At 65.3% G+C, this 15737-nt stretch carries 23 protein-coding genes; 21 read left to right on the top strand and 2 right to left on the bottom strand.

Features of this window, described 5'->3' with window-relative positions:
- From rpsS to C8J26_RS12230, 21 genes are all read left to right on the top strand, one after another.
- Window positions 1-276 carry a 30S ribosomal protein S19 gene (gene rpsS, locus C8J26_RS12130; RefSeq protein WP_031393761.1) on the top strand — a complete coding sequence of 92 codons (276 nt, stop codon included), beginning with the start codon at window positions 1-3 and terminating at the stop codon, window positions 274-276.
- Window positions 276-653, top strand: coding sequence for a 50S ribosomal protein L22 (rplV, locus tag C8J26_RS12135; RefSeq protein ID WP_037529220.1), 378 nt, complete (start codon window positions 276-278; stop codon window positions 651-653). The genes rpsS and rplV overlap by 1 nt, the downstream gene beginning before the upstream one ends.
- Window positions 653-1360: a 30S ribosomal protein S3 gene (rpsC, locus tag C8J26_RS12140; protein WP_055872646.1), complete on the top strand. Its 708-nt coding sequence runs from the start codon at window positions 653-655 to the stop codon at window positions 1358-1360. The genes rplV and rpsC overlap by 1 nt, the downstream gene beginning before the upstream one ends.
- A 15-nt stretch (window positions 1361-1375) precedes the next feature.
- Window positions 1376-1810, top strand: coding sequence for a 50S ribosomal protein L16 (rplP, locus tag C8J26_RS12145; RefSeq protein ID WP_031393758.1), 435 nt, complete (start codon window positions 1376-1378; stop codon window positions 1808-1810).
- Window positions 1811-1814: 4 nt separating this feature from the next.
- On the top strand, window positions 1815-2021 hold the full coding sequence (gene rpmC, locus C8J26_RS12150; protein ID WP_055872644.1) for a 50S ribosomal protein L29: 207 nt from the start codon (window positions 1815-1817) through the stop codon (window positions 2019-2021).
- Between the two features lie 10 nt (window positions 2022-2031).
- Complete coding sequence (gene rpsQ / locus C8J26_RS12155; RefSeq protein WP_031393756.1) at window positions 2032-2304, top strand: 30S ribosomal protein S17; 273 nt, start codon at window positions 2032-2034, stop codon at window positions 2302-2304.
- Between the two features lie 164 nt (window positions 2305-2468).
- Window positions 2469-2837, top strand: coding sequence for a 50S ribosomal protein L14 (rplN, locus tag C8J26_RS12160; protein WP_031393755.1), 369 nt, complete (start codon window positions 2469-2471; stop codon window positions 2835-2837).
- Window positions 2837-3154: a 50S ribosomal protein L24 gene (rplX, locus tag C8J26_RS12165; RefSeq protein ID WP_055872640.1), complete on the top strand. Its 318-nt coding sequence runs from the start codon at window positions 2837-2839 to the stop codon at window positions 3152-3154. Before rplN ends, rplX begins: the two co-directional genes overlap by 1 nt.
- Window positions 3147-3770: a 50S ribosomal protein L5 gene (rplE, locus tag C8J26_RS12170; RefSeq protein WP_208631385.1), complete on the top strand. Its 624-nt coding sequence runs from the start codon at window positions 3147-3149 to the stop codon at window positions 3768-3770. Before rplX ends, rplE begins: the two co-directional genes overlap by 8 nt.
- A gap of 158 nt (window positions 3771-3928) precedes the next feature.
- Window positions 3929-4234, top strand: coding sequence for a 30S ribosomal protein S14 (rpsN, locus tag C8J26_RS12175; RefSeq protein ID WP_056015537.1), 306 nt, complete (start codon window positions 3929-3931; stop codon window positions 4232-4234).
- A 10-nt stretch (window positions 4235-4244) separates the two neighbouring features.
- Complete coding sequence (rpsH, locus tag C8J26_RS12180) at window positions 4245-4640, top strand: 30S ribosomal protein S8 (protein WP_031393751.1); 396 nt, start codon at window positions 4245-4247, stop codon at window positions 4638-4640.
- Window positions 4640-5173 (top strand): 50S ribosomal protein L6, encoded by a 534-nt coding sequence (gene rplF, locus C8J26_RS12185; RefSeq protein ID WP_107958338.1) that lies wholly within the window; start codon window positions 4640-4642, stop codon window positions 5171-5173. The genes rpsH and rplF overlap by 1 nt, the downstream gene beginning before the upstream one ends.
- Entirely contained in the window at window positions 5173-5529 is a 357-nt protein-coding gene (gene rplR / locus C8J26_RS12190; RefSeq protein ID WP_031393749.1) for a 50S ribosomal protein L18, read from the top strand. The genes rplF and rplR overlap by 1 nt, the downstream gene beginning before the upstream one ends.
- A gap of 3 nt (window positions 5530-5532) precedes the next feature.
- The gene (gene rpsE, locus C8J26_RS12195) at window positions 5533-6327 is read left to right on the top strand and encodes a 30S ribosomal protein S5 (RefSeq protein WP_107958340.1); all 795 of its coding nucleotides are present in this window, start codon (window positions 5533-5535) and stop codon (window positions 6325-6327) included.
- Window positions 6328-6333: 6 nt separating this feature from the next.
- Window positions 6334-6510 carry a 50S ribosomal protein L30 gene (gene rpmD, locus C8J26_RS12200; RefSeq protein ID WP_031393747.1) on the top strand — a complete coding sequence of 59 codons (177 nt, stop codon included), beginning with the start codon at window positions 6334-6336 and terminating at the stop codon, window positions 6508-6510.
- A 106-nt stretch (window positions 6511-6616) separates the two neighbouring features.
- Window positions 6617-7159 carry a 50S ribosomal protein L15 gene (gene rplO, locus C8J26_RS12205; protein WP_031393746.1) on the top strand — a complete coding sequence of 181 codons (543 nt, stop codon included), beginning with the start codon at window positions 6617-6619 and terminating at the stop codon, window positions 7157-7159.
- 373 nt (window positions 7160-7532) lie between these two features.
- On the top strand, window positions 7533-8897 hold the full coding sequence (secY, locus tag C8J26_RS12210) for a preprotein translocase subunit SecY (protein ID WP_060524134.1): 1365 nt from the start codon (window positions 7533-7535) through the stop codon (window positions 8895-8897).
- Window positions 8898-8949: 52 nt separating this feature from the next.
- Entirely contained in the window at window positions 8950-9600 is a 651-nt protein-coding gene (locus tag C8J26_RS12215) for an adenylate kinase (protein ID WP_107958916.1), read from the top strand.
- A gap of 539 nt (window positions 9601-10139) precedes the next feature.
- Window positions 10140-10832, top strand: a complete 693-nt coding sequence (locus C8J26_RS12220) for a winged helix-turn-helix domain-containing protein (protein ID WP_056411241.1) — start codon at window positions 10140-10142, stop codon at window positions 10830-10832.
- 9 nt (window positions 10833-10841) lie between these two features.
- Window positions 10842-12188, top strand: a complete 1347-nt coding sequence (locus C8J26_RS12225; RefSeq protein WP_056411239.1) for a sensor histidine kinase — start codon at window positions 10842-10844, stop codon at window positions 12186-12188.
- Window positions 12189-12262: 74 nt separating this feature from the next.
- Window positions 12263-13522 (top strand): MFS transporter, encoded by a 1260-nt coding sequence (locus C8J26_RS12230; protein WP_107958917.1) that lies wholly within the window; start codon window positions 12263-12265, stop codon window positions 13520-13522.
- Window positions 13523-13584: 62 nt separating this feature from the next.
- On the opposite strand, the gene rsmD is transcribed toward C8J26_RS12230, so the two are convergent.
- A complete protein-coding gene (gene rsmD / locus C8J26_RS12235; RefSeq protein WP_060524136.1) occupies window positions 13585-14127 on the bottom strand; it encodes a 16S rRNA (guanine(966)-N(2))-methyltransferase RsmD in 543 nt (180 codons plus the stop codon).
- Window positions 14127-15719 (bottom strand): pseudouridine synthase, encoded by a 1593-nt coding sequence (locus tag C8J26_RS12240; protein WP_107958342.1) that lies wholly within the window; start codon window positions 15717-15719, stop codon window positions 14127-14129. The genes rsmD and C8J26_RS12240 overlap by 1 nt, the downstream gene beginning before the upstream one ends.
- Window positions 15720-15737: the final 18 nt, after the last annotated feature.

Below are 15737 nucleotides of genomic sequence, written 5' to 3' on the forward strand. Positions count from 1 at the left end.
ATGGCTCGTTCAGTCTGGAAGGGCCCCTTCGTGGACCTTCATCTGCTCAAGAAGGCAGAAACCGCCCAGGACACCAACGCGCGTTCGCCGATCAAGACCTGGTCGCGTCGCTCGACGATCCTGCCGTCGTTCGTGGGCCTCACGTTCAACGTGTATAACGGCCGCAAGTTCGTGCCGGTCTCGGTCAACGAGGACATGGTCGGGATGAAGCTGGGCGAGTTCGCGCCCACGCGCTACTTCCCCGGCCACTCCGCCGACAAGAAGGGCAAGCGCTGATGTCTAAGCAAGTCAGCCCGCGCAAGGTCGCGGACAACGAGGCGCTTTCGGTCGGTACGCAGATCCGCGGTTCCGCACAGAAGCTCGGCCTCGTCGCTGCGCTCATCCGTGGCAAGAAGGTCGGCGATGCGATGAACATCCTCGCCTTCTCGACCAAGGGCATGGCGATCGAAGCCCGCAAGGTGCTGGCCTCGGCCATCGCCAATGCGGAGAACAACCACAACCTCGACGTCGACTCGCTGGTCGTCGCCGAGGCATCGGTTGGCAAGTCGATCACGATGAAGCGCTTCGCTACCCGCGGCCGCGGCAAGTCGACCCGCATCCTCAAGCCATTCAGCCGTCTGCGCATCGTCGTGCGCGAGCAGGAAGAAGCATAATGGGTCAGAAGAGCAACCCCATCGGTCTGCGTCTGCAGATCAACCGTACCTGGGATAGCCGCTGGTACGCCGAAGGCGCCGACTATGGTCGGCTCCTGCTCGAGGATCTCAAGATCCGCGCATTCATCATGAAGACGCTGCCGCAGGCTGCGATCTCCAAGGTGGTCATCGAGCGTCCGGCCAAGCTGGCCCGCATCTCCATCTTCGCTGCACGCCCCGGCGTGATCATCGGCAAGAAGGGTGCGGACATCGAGAAGCTGCGTTCGACGATCGGCAAGATGACGTCGTCGACCGTGTCGCTGAACATCGTCGAGATCCGCAAGCCGGAAGTCGATGCGCGTCTCGTCGCGCAGGGCATCGCCGATCAGCTTGAGCGTCGTATCGCCTTCCGTCGCGCCATGAAGCGTGCGGTTCAGTCGGCGATGCGTCTCGGTGCCGAAGGCATCCGCGTGAACTGCGGCGGCCGTCTTGGCGGCGCCGAGATCGCACGGTCGGAGAGCTATCGTGAGGGTCGGGTTCCGTTGCACACGCTGCGCGCGAACATCGATTATGCCGAGGCTACGGCGCACACGTCTTACGGCGTTTGCGGCGTGAAGGTCTGGGTCTTCAAGGGCGAGATTCTCGGCAACGATCCGACGTCGTACGACCGCATCATGATGGAGGCTCAGACCTCCGGCGTGCGGCCGCAGCGCGACGATCGTCGCTAAGGGGCAGGAACAGACATGCTGCAACCAAAAAAGACCAAGTTCCGGAAGGCCTTCAAGGGCAAGATTTCGGGCGACGCCAAGAGTGGCTTCTCGCTCAATTTCGGTTCCTACGGCCTGAAGGCCATGGAGCCTGACCGGATCACCGCACGCCAGATCGAGGCGGCACGCCGCGCGATCACGCGTCACATGAAGCGCCAGGGGCGTTTGTGGATCCGCATTTTCCCAGACCTTCCGGTCTCGGGAAAGCCAGCCGAAGTCCGCATGGGTAAGGGCAAGGGCGCGCCGGAATATTGGGCCGCTCGCGTCAAGCCGGGTCGGATCCTGTTCGAGCTCGACGGCGTCGACGGCAAGATCGCCGCCGAGGCGTTCGAGCGGGCGGCCATGAAGCTGCCGATCAAGGTAAAGGTCGTTGCCCGCCTGGGCGACACCTCGCATCTGGGAGGCGAGTAAGATCATGGCTCGTATCGACGACATGAAGACCAAGAGCGACGACCAGCTGTCGGAGTCGCTCGGCGAACTGAAGCGCGAGCAGTTCAACCTGCGCTTCCAGGCCGCCACGAACCAGCTCGAAAAGCCGAGCCGCGTTCGTGAGGTCCGCCGCGACATCGCTCGCATCAAGACCCTGCAGGCTCAGCGCACCAGCGCTGAAGCCGCGAAGTAAGGAACACATCATGCCGAAGCGCGTGCTGACCGGTCTGGTCGTGTCCGACAAGGGCGACAAGACGGTGGTCGTGAACGTCGAGCGTAAGGTGAAGCACCCGCTCTACGGGAAGATCATCCGTCGCTCGAAGAAGTATCATGCTCATGACGAGAGCAACGAGTTCAAGCAGGGCGAGACCGTGCGGATCGAAGAGACCGCACCAATCTCCAAGCTGAAGACCTGGAAGGTGATCGAGCGGGTCAACACCCACGCGACGCCGGAACGGGCTTCGGCCGAGGGCTGAATCAAACATGAGGGCAGGGGGGCAACTCCCTGCGCTCTTGTTTTCGTAAACGGGAACGGCTAAGCGGCCGCTCCTCCCCGCTGCGGATTCGTCCGCGGCGGGGTGATTTTTTAGGCGGGGTTCGGTCGGTATCGACCCCAGAGACAGAGAAGGGATACGGATCCATGATCCAGATGCAGTCCAATCTCGACGTCGCTGACAACAGCGGCGCGAAGCGGGTGCAGTGCATCAAGGTGCTTGGGGGTTCCAAGCGTCGTGTTGCAGGCGTTGGCGACATCATCGTCGTCAGCATCAAGGAAGCGCAGCCACGTGGCCGTGTGAAGAAGGGCGACGTTCACCGCGCGGTGATCGTGCGTACCGCCAAGGATATCCGCCGTGCAGACGGTACGGTCATCCGCTTCGACGGCAACGCCGCGGTGCTGGTCAACAAGAACGAGGAGCCGATCGGCACCCGTATCTTTGGCCCAGTCGTTCGCGAGCTGCGCGGCAAGAAGCACATGAAGATCATCAGCCTCGCGCCGGAGGTGCTGTAATGGCGTCGCAGCGTATCAAGAAGGGTGACAAGGTCATCGTCCTGTCCGGCAAGGACAAGGGCAAGACCGGCGAAGTCACCATGTCGATGCCGAAGGCCGACAAGGTCGTCGTCGCGGGCGTCAACATCGCCGTGCGCCACACCAAGCCGACTCAGGGTGACCCGCAGGGTGGCCTGATCCGCAAGGAAGCACCGATGCACGTTTCGAAGGTCGCGCACGTGACCGCCGACGGCAAGCCGACCCGCGTCCGCTTCGAGGAGCAGGACGGCAAGAAGGTCCGCGTGGCCGTCAAGACCGGGGAGAAGATCAATGGTTGATCAGAACACTGGCGCAGACGCCGCTAGCACCGAGGTCGCCTACACGCCGCGCATGCGGAAGATGTACGACGAGACGATCATCAAGGCGATGGTCGACAAGTTCGGCTACAAGAACGTCATGGAGATCCCGCGGATCGACAAGATCGTTCTGAACATGGGGGTCGGCGAGGCCACGCAGGACAAGAAGAAGGTCGACCAGGCTGCTTCCGAAATGGAGCTTATTGCCGGCCAGAAGCCTGTCGTGACGAAGGCCAAGAAGTCGATCGCACAGTTCAAGCTGCGCGAAGGCATGCCGATTGGCGTGAAGGTTACCCTTCGCCGCGAGCGCATGTACGAGTTTCTCGACCGTTTCATCACGATCGCTCTTCCCCGCGTCCGCGATTTCCGCGGGCTCAACCCGAAGAGCTTCGATGGCCGTGGCAACTATGCCTGCGGTATCAAGGAGCAGATCGTGTTCCCAGAAATCAGCTATGACCGGGTCGACAAGGTCCGCGGCATGGATGTGATCGTGACGACGACCGCAAAGACCGACGACGAGGCTCGCGAGCTTCTGCGTCTGTTCGGTTTTCCGTTCCCGATCGAAGACGACGCTGCCGACGAGAAGAAGGCAGCGTAAGAAACTCCCTCTCCCCTCGGGGAGAGGGCTGGGGTGAGGGGGAGTGAGTCTCCCTCGCCCCGCCCGAAAACTGAAGGCGCGGTCCTGCTGGGCTGCCCCTCACCCCGACCCTCTCCCCGGAGGGGCGAGGGGGCAGAAGAAAGAAAGAACTTAAGTCGATGGCGAAACTGAGTTCAGTCAACAAGAACGAGCGCCGCAAGCGCATGGTCAAGCAGTATGCCCCGAAGTACGCGGCACTGAAGGCAATCGCAGCGGACAAGACGCTCGACGATGGTGAGCGTCTGATCGCTCGCCTCAAGATGGCGGCACTGCCGCGCAACGCGAACCCGACCCGCATCCGTAACCGGTGCGAGCTGACCGGTCGCCCGCGCGCTTATTACCGCAAGTTCCGGCTCTGCCGTATTCAGCTGCGCGATCTGGCCAACAAGGGCCTGATCCCCGGCGTCACGAAGTCGAGCTGGTAAGGACTAAATCATGGCAGTGACCGATCCCCTGGGTGATTTGCTCACCCGCATCCGTAATGGCCAGCGCGCGAAGAAGGACTCCGTCCTGACTCCGGCGTCGAAGCTGCGCGTCCGCGTGCTCGACGTTCTGCAGCGCGAAGGCTATATCCGTGGCTATAGCGAAGAGCAGATGGGCCCCGCGGCCGGCCTTCGCATCGAGCTGAAGTATTTCGAGGGCCAGCCTGCGATCAAGCATGTCGCGCGCGTCTCGAAGCCCGGCCGTCGCGTCTATTCCGGCTCGCAGGAACTCCCGCGCGTCCGTAACGGCCTCGGCATCACCATCGTCTCGACGCCCCGCGGCGTGCTTTCGGATTCCGAAGCACGCGAGCAGAACGTCGGCGGCGAAGTCCTCGCGGAGGTGTTCTGATGAGCCGTATTGGTAAGAAGCCGGTTTCGGTACCGGCCGGCATCACGCCGACCATCGCGAACAAGCAGCTGACCGTGAAGGGCCCCAAGGGCACGCTCACGATGCCGCTGCGCGAAGAGATCAGCTATACGATCGAAGACGGCGGCATCTCGGTGCAGCCGGCCAACGATACCAAGCGCGCGCGCGCGTTCTGGGGCATGCAGCGTACGATGGTGCAGAACCTGATTACGGGCGTGTCGGAAGGCTTCACCAAGAAGCTGCTGATCACCGGCGTCGGCTACCGTGCCGCTGCCCAGGGTCGTAACCTCAAGCTGCAGCTCGGCTACAGCCATGACGTGAACATCGACGTGCCGGAAGGCATCGAGGTGAAGACCCCGGACAACACCACGGTCGAGATCTCGGGTTCCGACAAGCAGAAGGTCGGCCAGCTGGCCGCCGAAATCCGTCAGTGGCGCAAGCCCGAGCCTTACAAGGGCAAGGGTATCAAGTACGACGGCGAGTTCATCTTCCGTAAGGAAGGGAAGAAGAAGTAATGACCAAGGGTCTCTCTCTTTTCGCAAAGCGGCGTCGCCGCAATCGTACCGCGCTCCGCGCACGTGCAGGCACCCGTCCGCGGTTGTCGGTGCATCGCTCGGGCAAGCACATCTATGCCCAGGTGATCGACGATGCCGCTGGCACGACGGTCGCCTCGGCCTCGACGCTGGAGAAGGACGTGCGCGGCACGTCCGGCGCCAACATCGACGCGGCGACTTCGGTCGGCAAGCGCGTCGCCGAGGCTGCCAAGGCAGCGGGCGTGACTCAGGTCGTGTTCGATCGCGGCGGCTTCCTCTACCACGGTCGCGTGAAGGCTCTTGCCGACGCCGCGCGCGAAGCCGGATTGGAGTTCTAAGACATGGCTGACGAAAACAACACGCCGGCAGTGATCGCACCCGAGACGACTGCACAGGACGTCACGGCTCAGAACGTACCGCAGAGCACCGGATACCAGGGCAACAACGGCGGTGGCCGTGGTCGTCCCGGCGGCGGCGGCGGCGGCGGCGGTCGTGGTGGCCCCGGTGGCGGTCGCAGCGGTGGCCCGGGCGGCAACCGCGGTGGTCGTGACGGCGGTCGCGGTGGTCGTGACAATCGTGGCGGTCGTCCTGGTCAGGACGATGGCGGCGAAGAGCTGATCGAGAAGCTGGTGCACATCAACCGCGTCTCGAAGACGGTCAAGGGCGGCAAGCGCTTCGGCTTTGCAGCACTCGTCGTCGTCGGCGACGGCAAGGGCCGTGCAGGCTTCGGTCATGGCAAGGCACGCGAAGTGCCGGAAGCCATCTCGAAGGCGACGGCTGCTGCCAAGAAGAAGATGGTTCGCGTTCCGCTCAAGGACGGTCGCACGCTGCATCATGACGGCAACGGCCACTTTGGTGCCGGCAAGGTCACGCTGCGGTCGGCGCCTCAGGGTACGGGCATCATTGCCGGTGGCCCGATGCGCGCCGTCTTCGAGTCGCTGGGCGTTGCAGACGTCGTGACCAAGTCGGTCGGCACGTCGAACCCCTACAACATGATCCGCGCAACGTTCGAAGCCCTTGGCGAGCAGACCTCGCCCAAGGCCGTCGCACAGCGTCGCGGCAAGAAGATCGCCGACCTGCTCGGCCACGGTGGGTCGAAGACCCCCGAGGCAGACGCAGCTGCGATCACGGAGTAAGCGATCATGGCTACCATCAAGATCACGCAGACCGGTTCGCCGATCCGCCGCGAGAAGGACCAGCGCGCAACGCTGGTCGGTCTCGGCCTCAACAAGATGCACAAGACCCGCGAGCTGGAAGACAGCCCAGAGGTCCGCGGCATGATCCGCAAGGTGCAGCACATGGTGTCGGTCGAAGGCTGAGCCTTCACGACCCACGTGACAAATACGGGAAAGGGGGCTAACGGCCCCCTTTCTTATTCCAGAATCCATTTCCACAGCGCGTAACAAGCGAAAGCGAGTGCATACCATGAAGCTCAACGAACTCCGCGATAACGAAGGTGCCCGTAAGTCCAAGATGCGCGTCGGACGCGGCATCGGCTCGGGCAAGGGCAAGACCGGCGGCCGCGGCCAGAAGGGCCAGAAGAGCCGCGAGGGCGTGTCCATCGCCGGCTTCGAAGGCGGCCAGATGCCGCTCCACATGCGGCTGCCTAAGCGCGGCTTCAACAACATCTTCCGCAAGGACTTCGCAGAGGTCAATCTCGGCGCGATCCAGCTCGCGGTCGATGCCGGCAAGATCGAGGCGAACGCCACGCTCGACCACAACGCGCTGAAGGCTGCCGGCCTGGCACGCGGCGGCAAGGACGGCGTCCGCCTCCTCGCCAAGGGCGAGCTGACCACGGTCCTCTCGTTCACCGTCGACGGCGCGTCGAAGGGCGCGATCGAAGCGGTCGAGAAGATCGGCGGCAAGGTCGAGGTGATCCACTTCGTCCCCGCAGCCGAGAAGGCTGCCGCCAAGAAGGGCGTGAAGTACAAGGAGCGTGCGGCGCACAAGGCGTCGTTCAAGGCCTGACTTTGATGGGGAGGGGGCGCCGGGTGCGCTTCCTCCCTTTTTCGTTCGTGCTGCCTGAGCTTTCTGCAGCATTAACTCGTTCGACCTTAGCTCCCATGCCGTTCGTGCCGAGTAGAGGTCGAGCGTAGTCGAGACTTCGTATCGAGGTATGAGACCCAAGCGGGCCAGTCCTTCGATACGCCATCTCGACAGGCTCGACGGCTACTCGGGACGAACGGAAATGGGGCCGTAGCCTGGGATTTGGTGGTCAGCGTGGTCCTCCACCTCGCCATATCCCACCTAGGCATTAGACAAGCGCGCTCCTGCGCCTATATGAGCGGCGGGGGCGGTCATAACGCATCCCGCCTTCTTTGTTTCCAGGACGATCACACGCATGGCATCCGCAGCCGACCAGATGGCGCAAAGCATCAGCCTTTCGAAATTCGCGAAGGCGACCGACCTCAAGAAGCGGTTGTGGTTCACGATCGGTGCGCTGATCATTTTCCGCCTGCTCAGCTACGTGCCGCTGCCGGGTGTCGACCCGACCGCGCTCGGCCTGCTCTCGCAGCAGACGCAGGGCGGCGTGCTCGATTTCTTCAACACCTTCTCGGGTGGTTCGCTCAGCCGCATGTCGCTGATCGCGCTCGGCGTGATGCCCTACATCACCGCCTCGATCGTGGTGCAGCTCGCGACCTCGCTGTCGCCGACGCTCGCCGCCATCAAGAAGGACGGCGAATCGGGCCGCAAGCGCCTCAACCAGTACACCCGCTACGGCACCGTCGGCCTGACCGCGGTGCAGGGCTATTTCATCGCCGTCGGCCTTGAGACGCTCGGCGCGGCACAGGGCATCCAGGCGGTCATCGAGCCCGGCATGATGTTCCGCGTCGCCGCGGTCATCTCGCTGATCGGCGGTACGATGTTCCTGATGTGGCTCGGTGAGCAGATCACCAGCCGCGGGATCGGCAACGGCGTCTCGCTGATCATCATGGCCGGCATCGTCGCGCATCTGCCCGTCACGCTCGTAAACCTGCTCGAAGGCGGCCGTTCGGGCTCGCTCGATCCGATCAAGCTGATCGGCATCATCGTCGCGGTGGTCGTGCTGATCCTCTTCATCTGCTTCATGGAGCGCGCGCAGCGCCGCATCCTGATCCAGTATCCCAAGCGCCAGACTCAGCGCGGCATGCAGGCCGACCGCAGCCATCTGCCGCTCAAGATCAACACCGCCGGCGTCATCCCGCCGATCTTCGCGTCGTCGCTGCTGCTGATGCCGCTGACGATCTCGCAGTTCGCGGGCCAGCGCGTGGCGGGCGAATCGAAGTGGGGCGATTTCATCATCACCCTCAACCAGTATCTGCAGCACGGCAGCCCCGTGTACATGCTGCTGTACGGCGCCGGCATCATCTTCTTCTCGTTCTTCTATACCGCGGTCGTCTTCAACCCCGAGGAAACCGCCGACAATCTGAAGCGCAATGGCGGGTTCATCCCCGGCATCCGCCCGGGCAAGAACACCGAGAATTATTTCGATTACGTGCTGACTCGCATCACCGTCATCGGTGCGGCGTATCTGACGATCATCTGCCTGTTGCCCGAATATCTGGTGACCGCGTTGCAGATCCCGTTCTACCTCGGCGGCACCAGCCTGCTGATCGTCGTCAACGTGACGATGGACACGGTGACGCAGATCCAGTCGCATCTGCTGGCACACCAGTATGGCGACCTGATCAAGAAGGCGAAGCTCAAGGGCAATCGACTTCGTTAAGTTGCGGGGCTAACCCGGTTTAATTCCTGCACGAACGAGGGGAGTGCGTTTCGTGAATATCATCCTTCTTGGACCGCCTGGCGCGGGCAAGGGCACCCAGGCCGCCACGCTCGTCAGCGAGCGCGGCATGGTGCAACTTTCGACCGGCGACATGCTGCGTGCAGCGGTCGCCGCCGGAACGCCGGTCGGGCTTCAGGCGAAGTCGGTGATGGAATCGGGGGGTCTCGTTTCGGACGAGATCGTGTCGGGCATCATCGGTGAGCGGCTCGACCAGCCGGATACGGCCAACGGCGTCATCTTCGACGGCTATCCGCGGACTGCGGCGCAGGCCGAGGCGCTCGATGGCCTGCTCGCCGATCGTGGCCGGACGCTCGATTACGTGATCGAGCTGGGCGTCGACGAGGCGGCACTGATCGACCGCGTCGTCGGCCGCTACACCTGTGCCAAGTGCGGCGCCGGCTATCATGATCGGTACAAGAAGCCGGCCGTCGCGGGTGTCTGCGACGTGTGCGGGTCGACGGAGTTCAAGCGTCGTCCCGACGACAATGCGGAGACCGTCCACAACCGCATGTCGGAATATCGTGCGAAGACTGCGCCGATCCTGCCGATCTATGACGCGCGGGGTTTGGTCCACCGCGTCGACGGCATGGCCGACATCGCGCATGTCGGTGCGGCCATCGCGGCGGTTCTCGACCGCAAGTGAGCGTGCTCCCCCGCGAAGGCGGGGGAGCAAGCCTTGGGGTGCGGCGGTCTGCCTACCCTTAACGCCCACCCCTCGGATTAAGTCTTCGGTCGGGTAGCCCTCCCCCCTCCGTCATCCCGGCGAACGCCGGGACCCACGGACACGGCGGACCAGGCGAGAGCGTGTAACCATCACCTTCCCCGCAACCATGGGTCCCGGCTTTCGCCGGGATGACGGAGGAGGGGTGTATGCCTGTCTTTCGACTGCCCAGCGCGCGCTTGAGCGTCGCCAGTTACCTCGGCATCGCCAATCCCATTGCACGCATCACCAAACCCGCATCAACATGACGCAATTGTCACCCGTCGGTCATCGCCCTGACCCCCGCCAGATCCTAGAAAGACCCCGTGGCCAGCAACGGCCGCGCGACTTTCCAGAGATCGGTGCCCGTCACTCCCGGGGGTACCGTGGGGGCCGGTGGGAAGACTTCTTTCCGCCGGCCTTTCCGTTTATGAGGGCAGGAGATAGTGACCGATTTCGGTGGCAGGGAAGGTGATAGCGCGTTGAGCCGCAAGATTTTAATCGTCGAGGACGACGCCTCGACGTCCGCCTATCTTGCCAAGGGCCTTGCCGAAGCCGGCCACGCTATCGAAGCGTGCGCCGACGGCCGCGATGGCCTGTTCCTCGCCAGCGAGGGCATCTTCGATCTCATCATCGCCGATCGGATGTTGCCCGGCCTCGACGGCCTGTCGATGGTCAGCGCGATCCGCGCCGCGGGCATCGCCACCCCGGTCCTGATCCTCTCCGCGCTCGCCGCCGTCGACGACCGCGTCGACGGGCTGAAGGCGGGCGCCGATGATTATCTCTGCAAGCCTTTCTCGTTCGCCGAGCTCTCCGCGCGAATCGAGGCGCTCGTCCGCCGCTCCGATCGCGCCGCGACCGAGCCGCAAAAGACCAAGCTGTCGGTCGGCGATCTCGAAATCGACTTGCTCGCCCGCGCCGTCTCGCGCGCCGGTCGTTCGATCCCGCTCGGCGCGCGCGAATTCAACCTGCTCGAATTTCTCGCGCGTCATGCGGGGCAGGTCGTCACGCGGACGATGATGCTCGAGAAGATCTGGAATTATCATTTCGACCCGGGCTCGAACGTCGTCGACGTGCATATCGGCCGCCTCCGTCGCAAGCTCGAGGACGGGTTCCCGACGCCGATTCTCCACACCGTCCGCGGTGCCGGATATCGCCTCGCCGTTGAGAACTGATTTGGCGGCGTGATTCGGCTTTCGGTCACGGCGCGGATCGCGCTTCTCTCGATCTCGCTCGCGCTGGTATCCAACCTCGCGCTGGTTGGTTTCGTCTGGAAGACCACCAGCGCCGACGCGATCTACGCGATCCGGCGGGAGACGACCGAACAATCCGAAGCCTTGCGTGCGGTGTGGCGCAATGGCGGCCTCCCCGCGGTCCGGCAGGCGATCGATAGCGCGGTCGTACCCGGTGACGTGTCGCTGGTGCTCGCGGTGATCGATCCGAAGGGGCGCGCGGTCGTCGGCATCTCGCCCGCGCGACTCGCCGTGCCGCTGCGCGTCACGCAGTTCCGGATCGCGCGGCTTGGTTCGGACGAACTCTGGTCCGCGCGCGAGACGGGCTATGCGCTGCACCCGCTCGGCGATTACTGGCTCCTCACTGGCCGCAACCTCGACCTGATCGCGGCGGAAGAGCGCGCGATCGAACGCGCGCTGGCGGTCGCGGTGTTCCTGTCGCTGGCGCTCGGCGTGTTCGGCGGGCTCGTGCTGACCCGCTATGTCGGGCGCCGTCTCGACGGCATCGCCAAGGCAATCGAGGCCGCGGGCGAGGGTGACCTTTCCCGCCGCGTCGATATGGTAGCCGGAGGGGGGGATGCCTTTGACCGCCTTGCTGCGCGGCTCAACGTCATGCTCGGCAAGCTCGAAGGCGTGATGGCCGAGCTCCGGATCGTCACCGACAGCCTGGCGCACGACCTGCGTTCGCCATTGGCCCGCCTGCGCACCAAGACCGAGCAGGCGGTGCTGATCTCCGACCCGGACGCGCGCGAGGCCGCGCTTGGCGGGCTGCTCGTCGAGACCGATCTCGTCATGCGGATGCTCACGATGGTCATCGAGATCAGCCGCTCGGGCTCGGTCTCGCGCGATCGCTTCATCGAGGTTTCGCCGGCCAATCTTCTTGAGGAGATCGGCGAACTCTACGCCCCCGTCGCCGAGGATGCCGGGCTCGTGTTCACGATCGCAATCGACGACCGCCCGCCGCCGATGAAGCTGCATCGTGAACTTATCAGCCAGGCGATCACCAACCTGATCGACAATGCGCTCCGGCATGGCGCCGGCGGTGGCGAAGTCACGCTGCGGATCGTCCACCGCACCGACGGCGTCGCGATCCAGGTCGAGGACCGCGGCCCCGGCATCGCTGCCGCCGACCGCGCGCAGGCGCTGAAACGATTCGGCCGCCTCGACAGCGCGCGCTCCACGCCCGGTGCCGGCCTCGGCATGGCGCTGATCGAGGCGGTGGCGCGGCTGCACGATGGCCATTTCGAGCTCGCCGACAACGCGCCTGGCCTGGTCGCGCGGATCGTCCTCCCAGCCTGATCCTTCCCTTGGCGGGGGAGGATCTCGCGCGGCAATCGGTTGACCGCAATCGTCGGTGCGGCGATGCCGTGCACATGACGACCTTAGCCTCCAACCGCCGCATCCTCGCCGCCAGCCTGGTCGGTACTGCGGTCGAGTTCTACGATTTCTACATCTACGCGACCGCCGCCGCGCTTGTGTTCGGCCCGCTGTTCTTCGCCGGGCAATCGGACTCGGCGCAGTTGCTGCTCAGCTATGCGACCTTCGGGCTCGCCTTCGTCGCGCGCCCGGTCGGCGCGATCGTGTTCGGACATTTCGGCGACCGGGTGGGGCGCAAGTCCACGCTCGTCGCGTCCTTGTTGCTGATGGGAGGATCGACCGTCGGGATCGCGTTCCTACCCACTTATGCGCAGGTCGGCTGGATCGCGCCGGCGTTGCTCTGCCTGATGCGGCTGGGGCAGGGGCTCGGGCTCGGTGGTGAATGGGGCGGGGCCGCGTTGCTCGCGGTCGAGAACGCGCCGCCGCACCGCAAGAACACTTGGGGGATGTTTCCACCGCTCGGTGCACCGGTCGGGTTTCTTGCCGCCAACGGGCTGTTCCTGGTCATCGGCCTCGTGCTCGACGAAGCACAGTTCGTCGCATGGGGCTGGCGGATTCCGTTCCTGTTGAGCGCGATCCTCGTCGGGCTGGGGCTCTGGGTGCGGCTGAAGCTGACCGAAACGCCCGCCTTCCTCGAGGCCGAGGCGAGCGAAGCGTTGCCCAAGGTGCCGATCGCGACGTTGCTCACAAAGCATCTGCGCGCGACGCTGGCGGGGACGTTCGGCGTCATCGCGTGCTTCGCGCTGTTCTACCTCGCGACCGCGTTCGCGCTTGGCTACGGGACAAAGACGCTCGGTTATTCGCGCGAGGCGTTCCTCGCGGTCGAACTGGTCGCGATCTGGTTCCTGGCGGGCGGCGTGATCGTGGCGAGCGTGCTCGCGGACCGCCACTCCGCCGCGCGGATGCTGGCGATCGGGTTTGCCGGGTGCATCGGCGTCGGTGCGCTGATGGGGCCGATGCTGGGCTCGGGATCGCTGTTCACGGTGTGGCTCTGGCTGTCCGGCGCATTGTTCGTGATGGGGTTCGCCTATGGGCCGCTTGGCGGATGGCTGCCGAGCCTTTTTCCCGCGGGCGTGCGCTACACCGGCGTGTCGATGACGTTCAACCTGGGCGGCGTACTGGGCGGTGCGCTCGCGCCGATCGTGGCGGAGGCGCTGGCGCCGCATGGCCTGTGGCTGGTCGGCGGGTATCTGATGGCGGCGGGCATGCTGAGCCTTGGCGGGCTGCTGATCCTCGGCCGCACCGCCCAACAATAGTATGTTCTCCCGCGAAGGCGGGAGCCCAGTCTGGGCTCCCGCCTTCGCGGGAGAACAAGTTTCTACGCTGACACGGGCCGTAACAGAGTCAGTCGCGCCTTGCCGTGGACGCGAGTCGCGTCGACCTCAAAGCCCGCGAGTTCGACGACTTCGGCCTTTGCCGTCTCCAGGCTGATCCACGTCGCGGGCCCGACCCAACCCAACCGCGACAGCTTGTCGAGCGCAACCAGCCCGGCGCCGGTATTGTACGGCGGATCCATCAGGATCACGTCGAGCGGTGCAGGCGCGGGCCCGAGCGCCATCACCGAGGTTGCTCGGACGTCGCCGCGGATCTCGAGCTTGGCGAGGTTGGCTTTCAGAGCGTCGACCGCCAGCTTGTCCGATTCGACGAACATGCACGTCGCCGCGCCGCGCGACAGCGCCTCGATGCCGAGCGCGCCCGAGCCCGCGAACAGATCGGCGACCGCGAGGCCTTCGAAACTGCCGACCCGGCTGGTCAGCATCGAGAACAACGTCTCGCGCATCCGGTCTGCGGTCGGACGGGTGGAATCACCCTTGGGCGCGACGATCGGGCGTCCACGCCATTGGCCTGCGATGATCCGCATCAGCGTTTCCCTCCACGCGGTGCACGGGGCGGATGACCGCGCCCTCCCGACGGACCCTTGCCGGGTGCGGCAGGCCGCGTGCCGCGCTCAGGCCGGGGCGGCGCATCGCGCATCGGCCGCGGCTCTGCGCCGGGACGACCGGCAGCACTGCGCGCGGCGCGCTTGTCGAGCGAACTGCGCCCGCGCGAATCATCGGCCTGCGGGCGGAAGCCGCGCGGCTGTTCCTGACGCTGCGGCGTATCGGCGCGGCGCGGCGTGGTCACCCCGCCACCGCCTACCCGCGACGGCGCGGCGCGGTCGCGCGGCGGCTTGGCAGCGCGGAAATGCTTGATCTTCGGGCTGGTGCTGAGTTCCTCGCCGCGATCCGCGCGCTCCTGGCGCGCATAGGGCTTGGACGTCTCGCCACTTGTCGGCCGGGCGTGATGCGTCCCCGTCGGCAGGGCGGCGTTCCGCGTATCCGGCCGCGCCCAGGGATCGTTGACGTCGCCGCGCTGCATCGCCGCAGTCGGGCGGATCCGCTCGGGCCGTGCAGGCCGCGACGGACGCTCAGTCGGCGCGTTGGTGCTGGCGAAACCCGAACTCGCAGGCGCGCTGTACGGCGTGCGGAGAGGCGTACGCGCGCCGCCGGGCGCGGGCCGCGCGCCGAAGGCCGGTCGCCCCGTCGACGCGGAATGCCCCGTCGATGCAGGACGGGCGGCGTTGGCGCCGCGCTGGCTCGACCGCGCACCGATCCCGGCCCCCGCGCCGGCACTCGCGCTGATCCCGATATTGGCGCGCGCACCCGGACCCTCGGGCCGCCCCTTCGCCAGCTCCTTCTGGAACGCGACGACGTCATGCTGGAGCACTTCGCCGATCTGTCCCGGCGGCAGGTCGCCAAGCACGAACGGGCCATAGCGAGTCCGGATCAGGCGCGAGACCTGCAACCCCAGATGCTCGAGCACGCGGCGGACTTCGCGGTTCTTGCCCTCGGTCAGGATCATCTCGATCCACACATTGGCACCGGTCCGACGCTCGATATTGGCGTTGATCGAACCGTAGCGCACGCCCTCGATCTCGATCCCCTCGATCAGTTCCTCGAGTTGCGGCTGCGTGATGTTGCCGTAAGCGCGTGCGCGATAGGCGCGCTCGACGCCGGTCGCGGGAAGTTCGAGCTGCCGCTTGAGGCCACCATCGGTGGTCATCAGCAACAGCCCTTCGGTGTTGAGATCGAGGCGACCGACGGGCACAAGCCGCGGTAGGTCCTGCGGCAGGCGATCATAGATCGTCGTGCGTCCGGCGGGATCGCGCTCGGTCACCAGCAGCCCGGTCGGCTTGTGGTAGAGGAACAGCCGCGCCGCGCTGGGCGCCTCGACGGGATCGCCGTCCACCGTCACGCCGGCGAGGTTGCGCAGGATCGTCGCGGGCGTATCGAGCGTCGAGCCGTTCAGCGCGACGCGGCCCTCGGCGATCATCCGCTCGATATCGCGGCGCGAGGCGATTCCTGCGCGGGCGAGCAGCTTGGCGATACGGTCGCCTTTTACCGGAGTGGCGGGGGTTGCAGGCGCGTCGTTCGACGGGCTGGCAGTCGGGTTATCGTCTTTTGAAGTCGTCATGGCGGGACTGATACTATG

It is taken from the genome of Sphingomonas aurantiaca, assembly GCF_003050705.1.
Lineage (GTDB): Bacteria > Pseudomonadota > Alphaproteobacteria > Sphingomonadales > Sphingomonadaceae > Sphingomonas > Sphingomonas aurantiaca.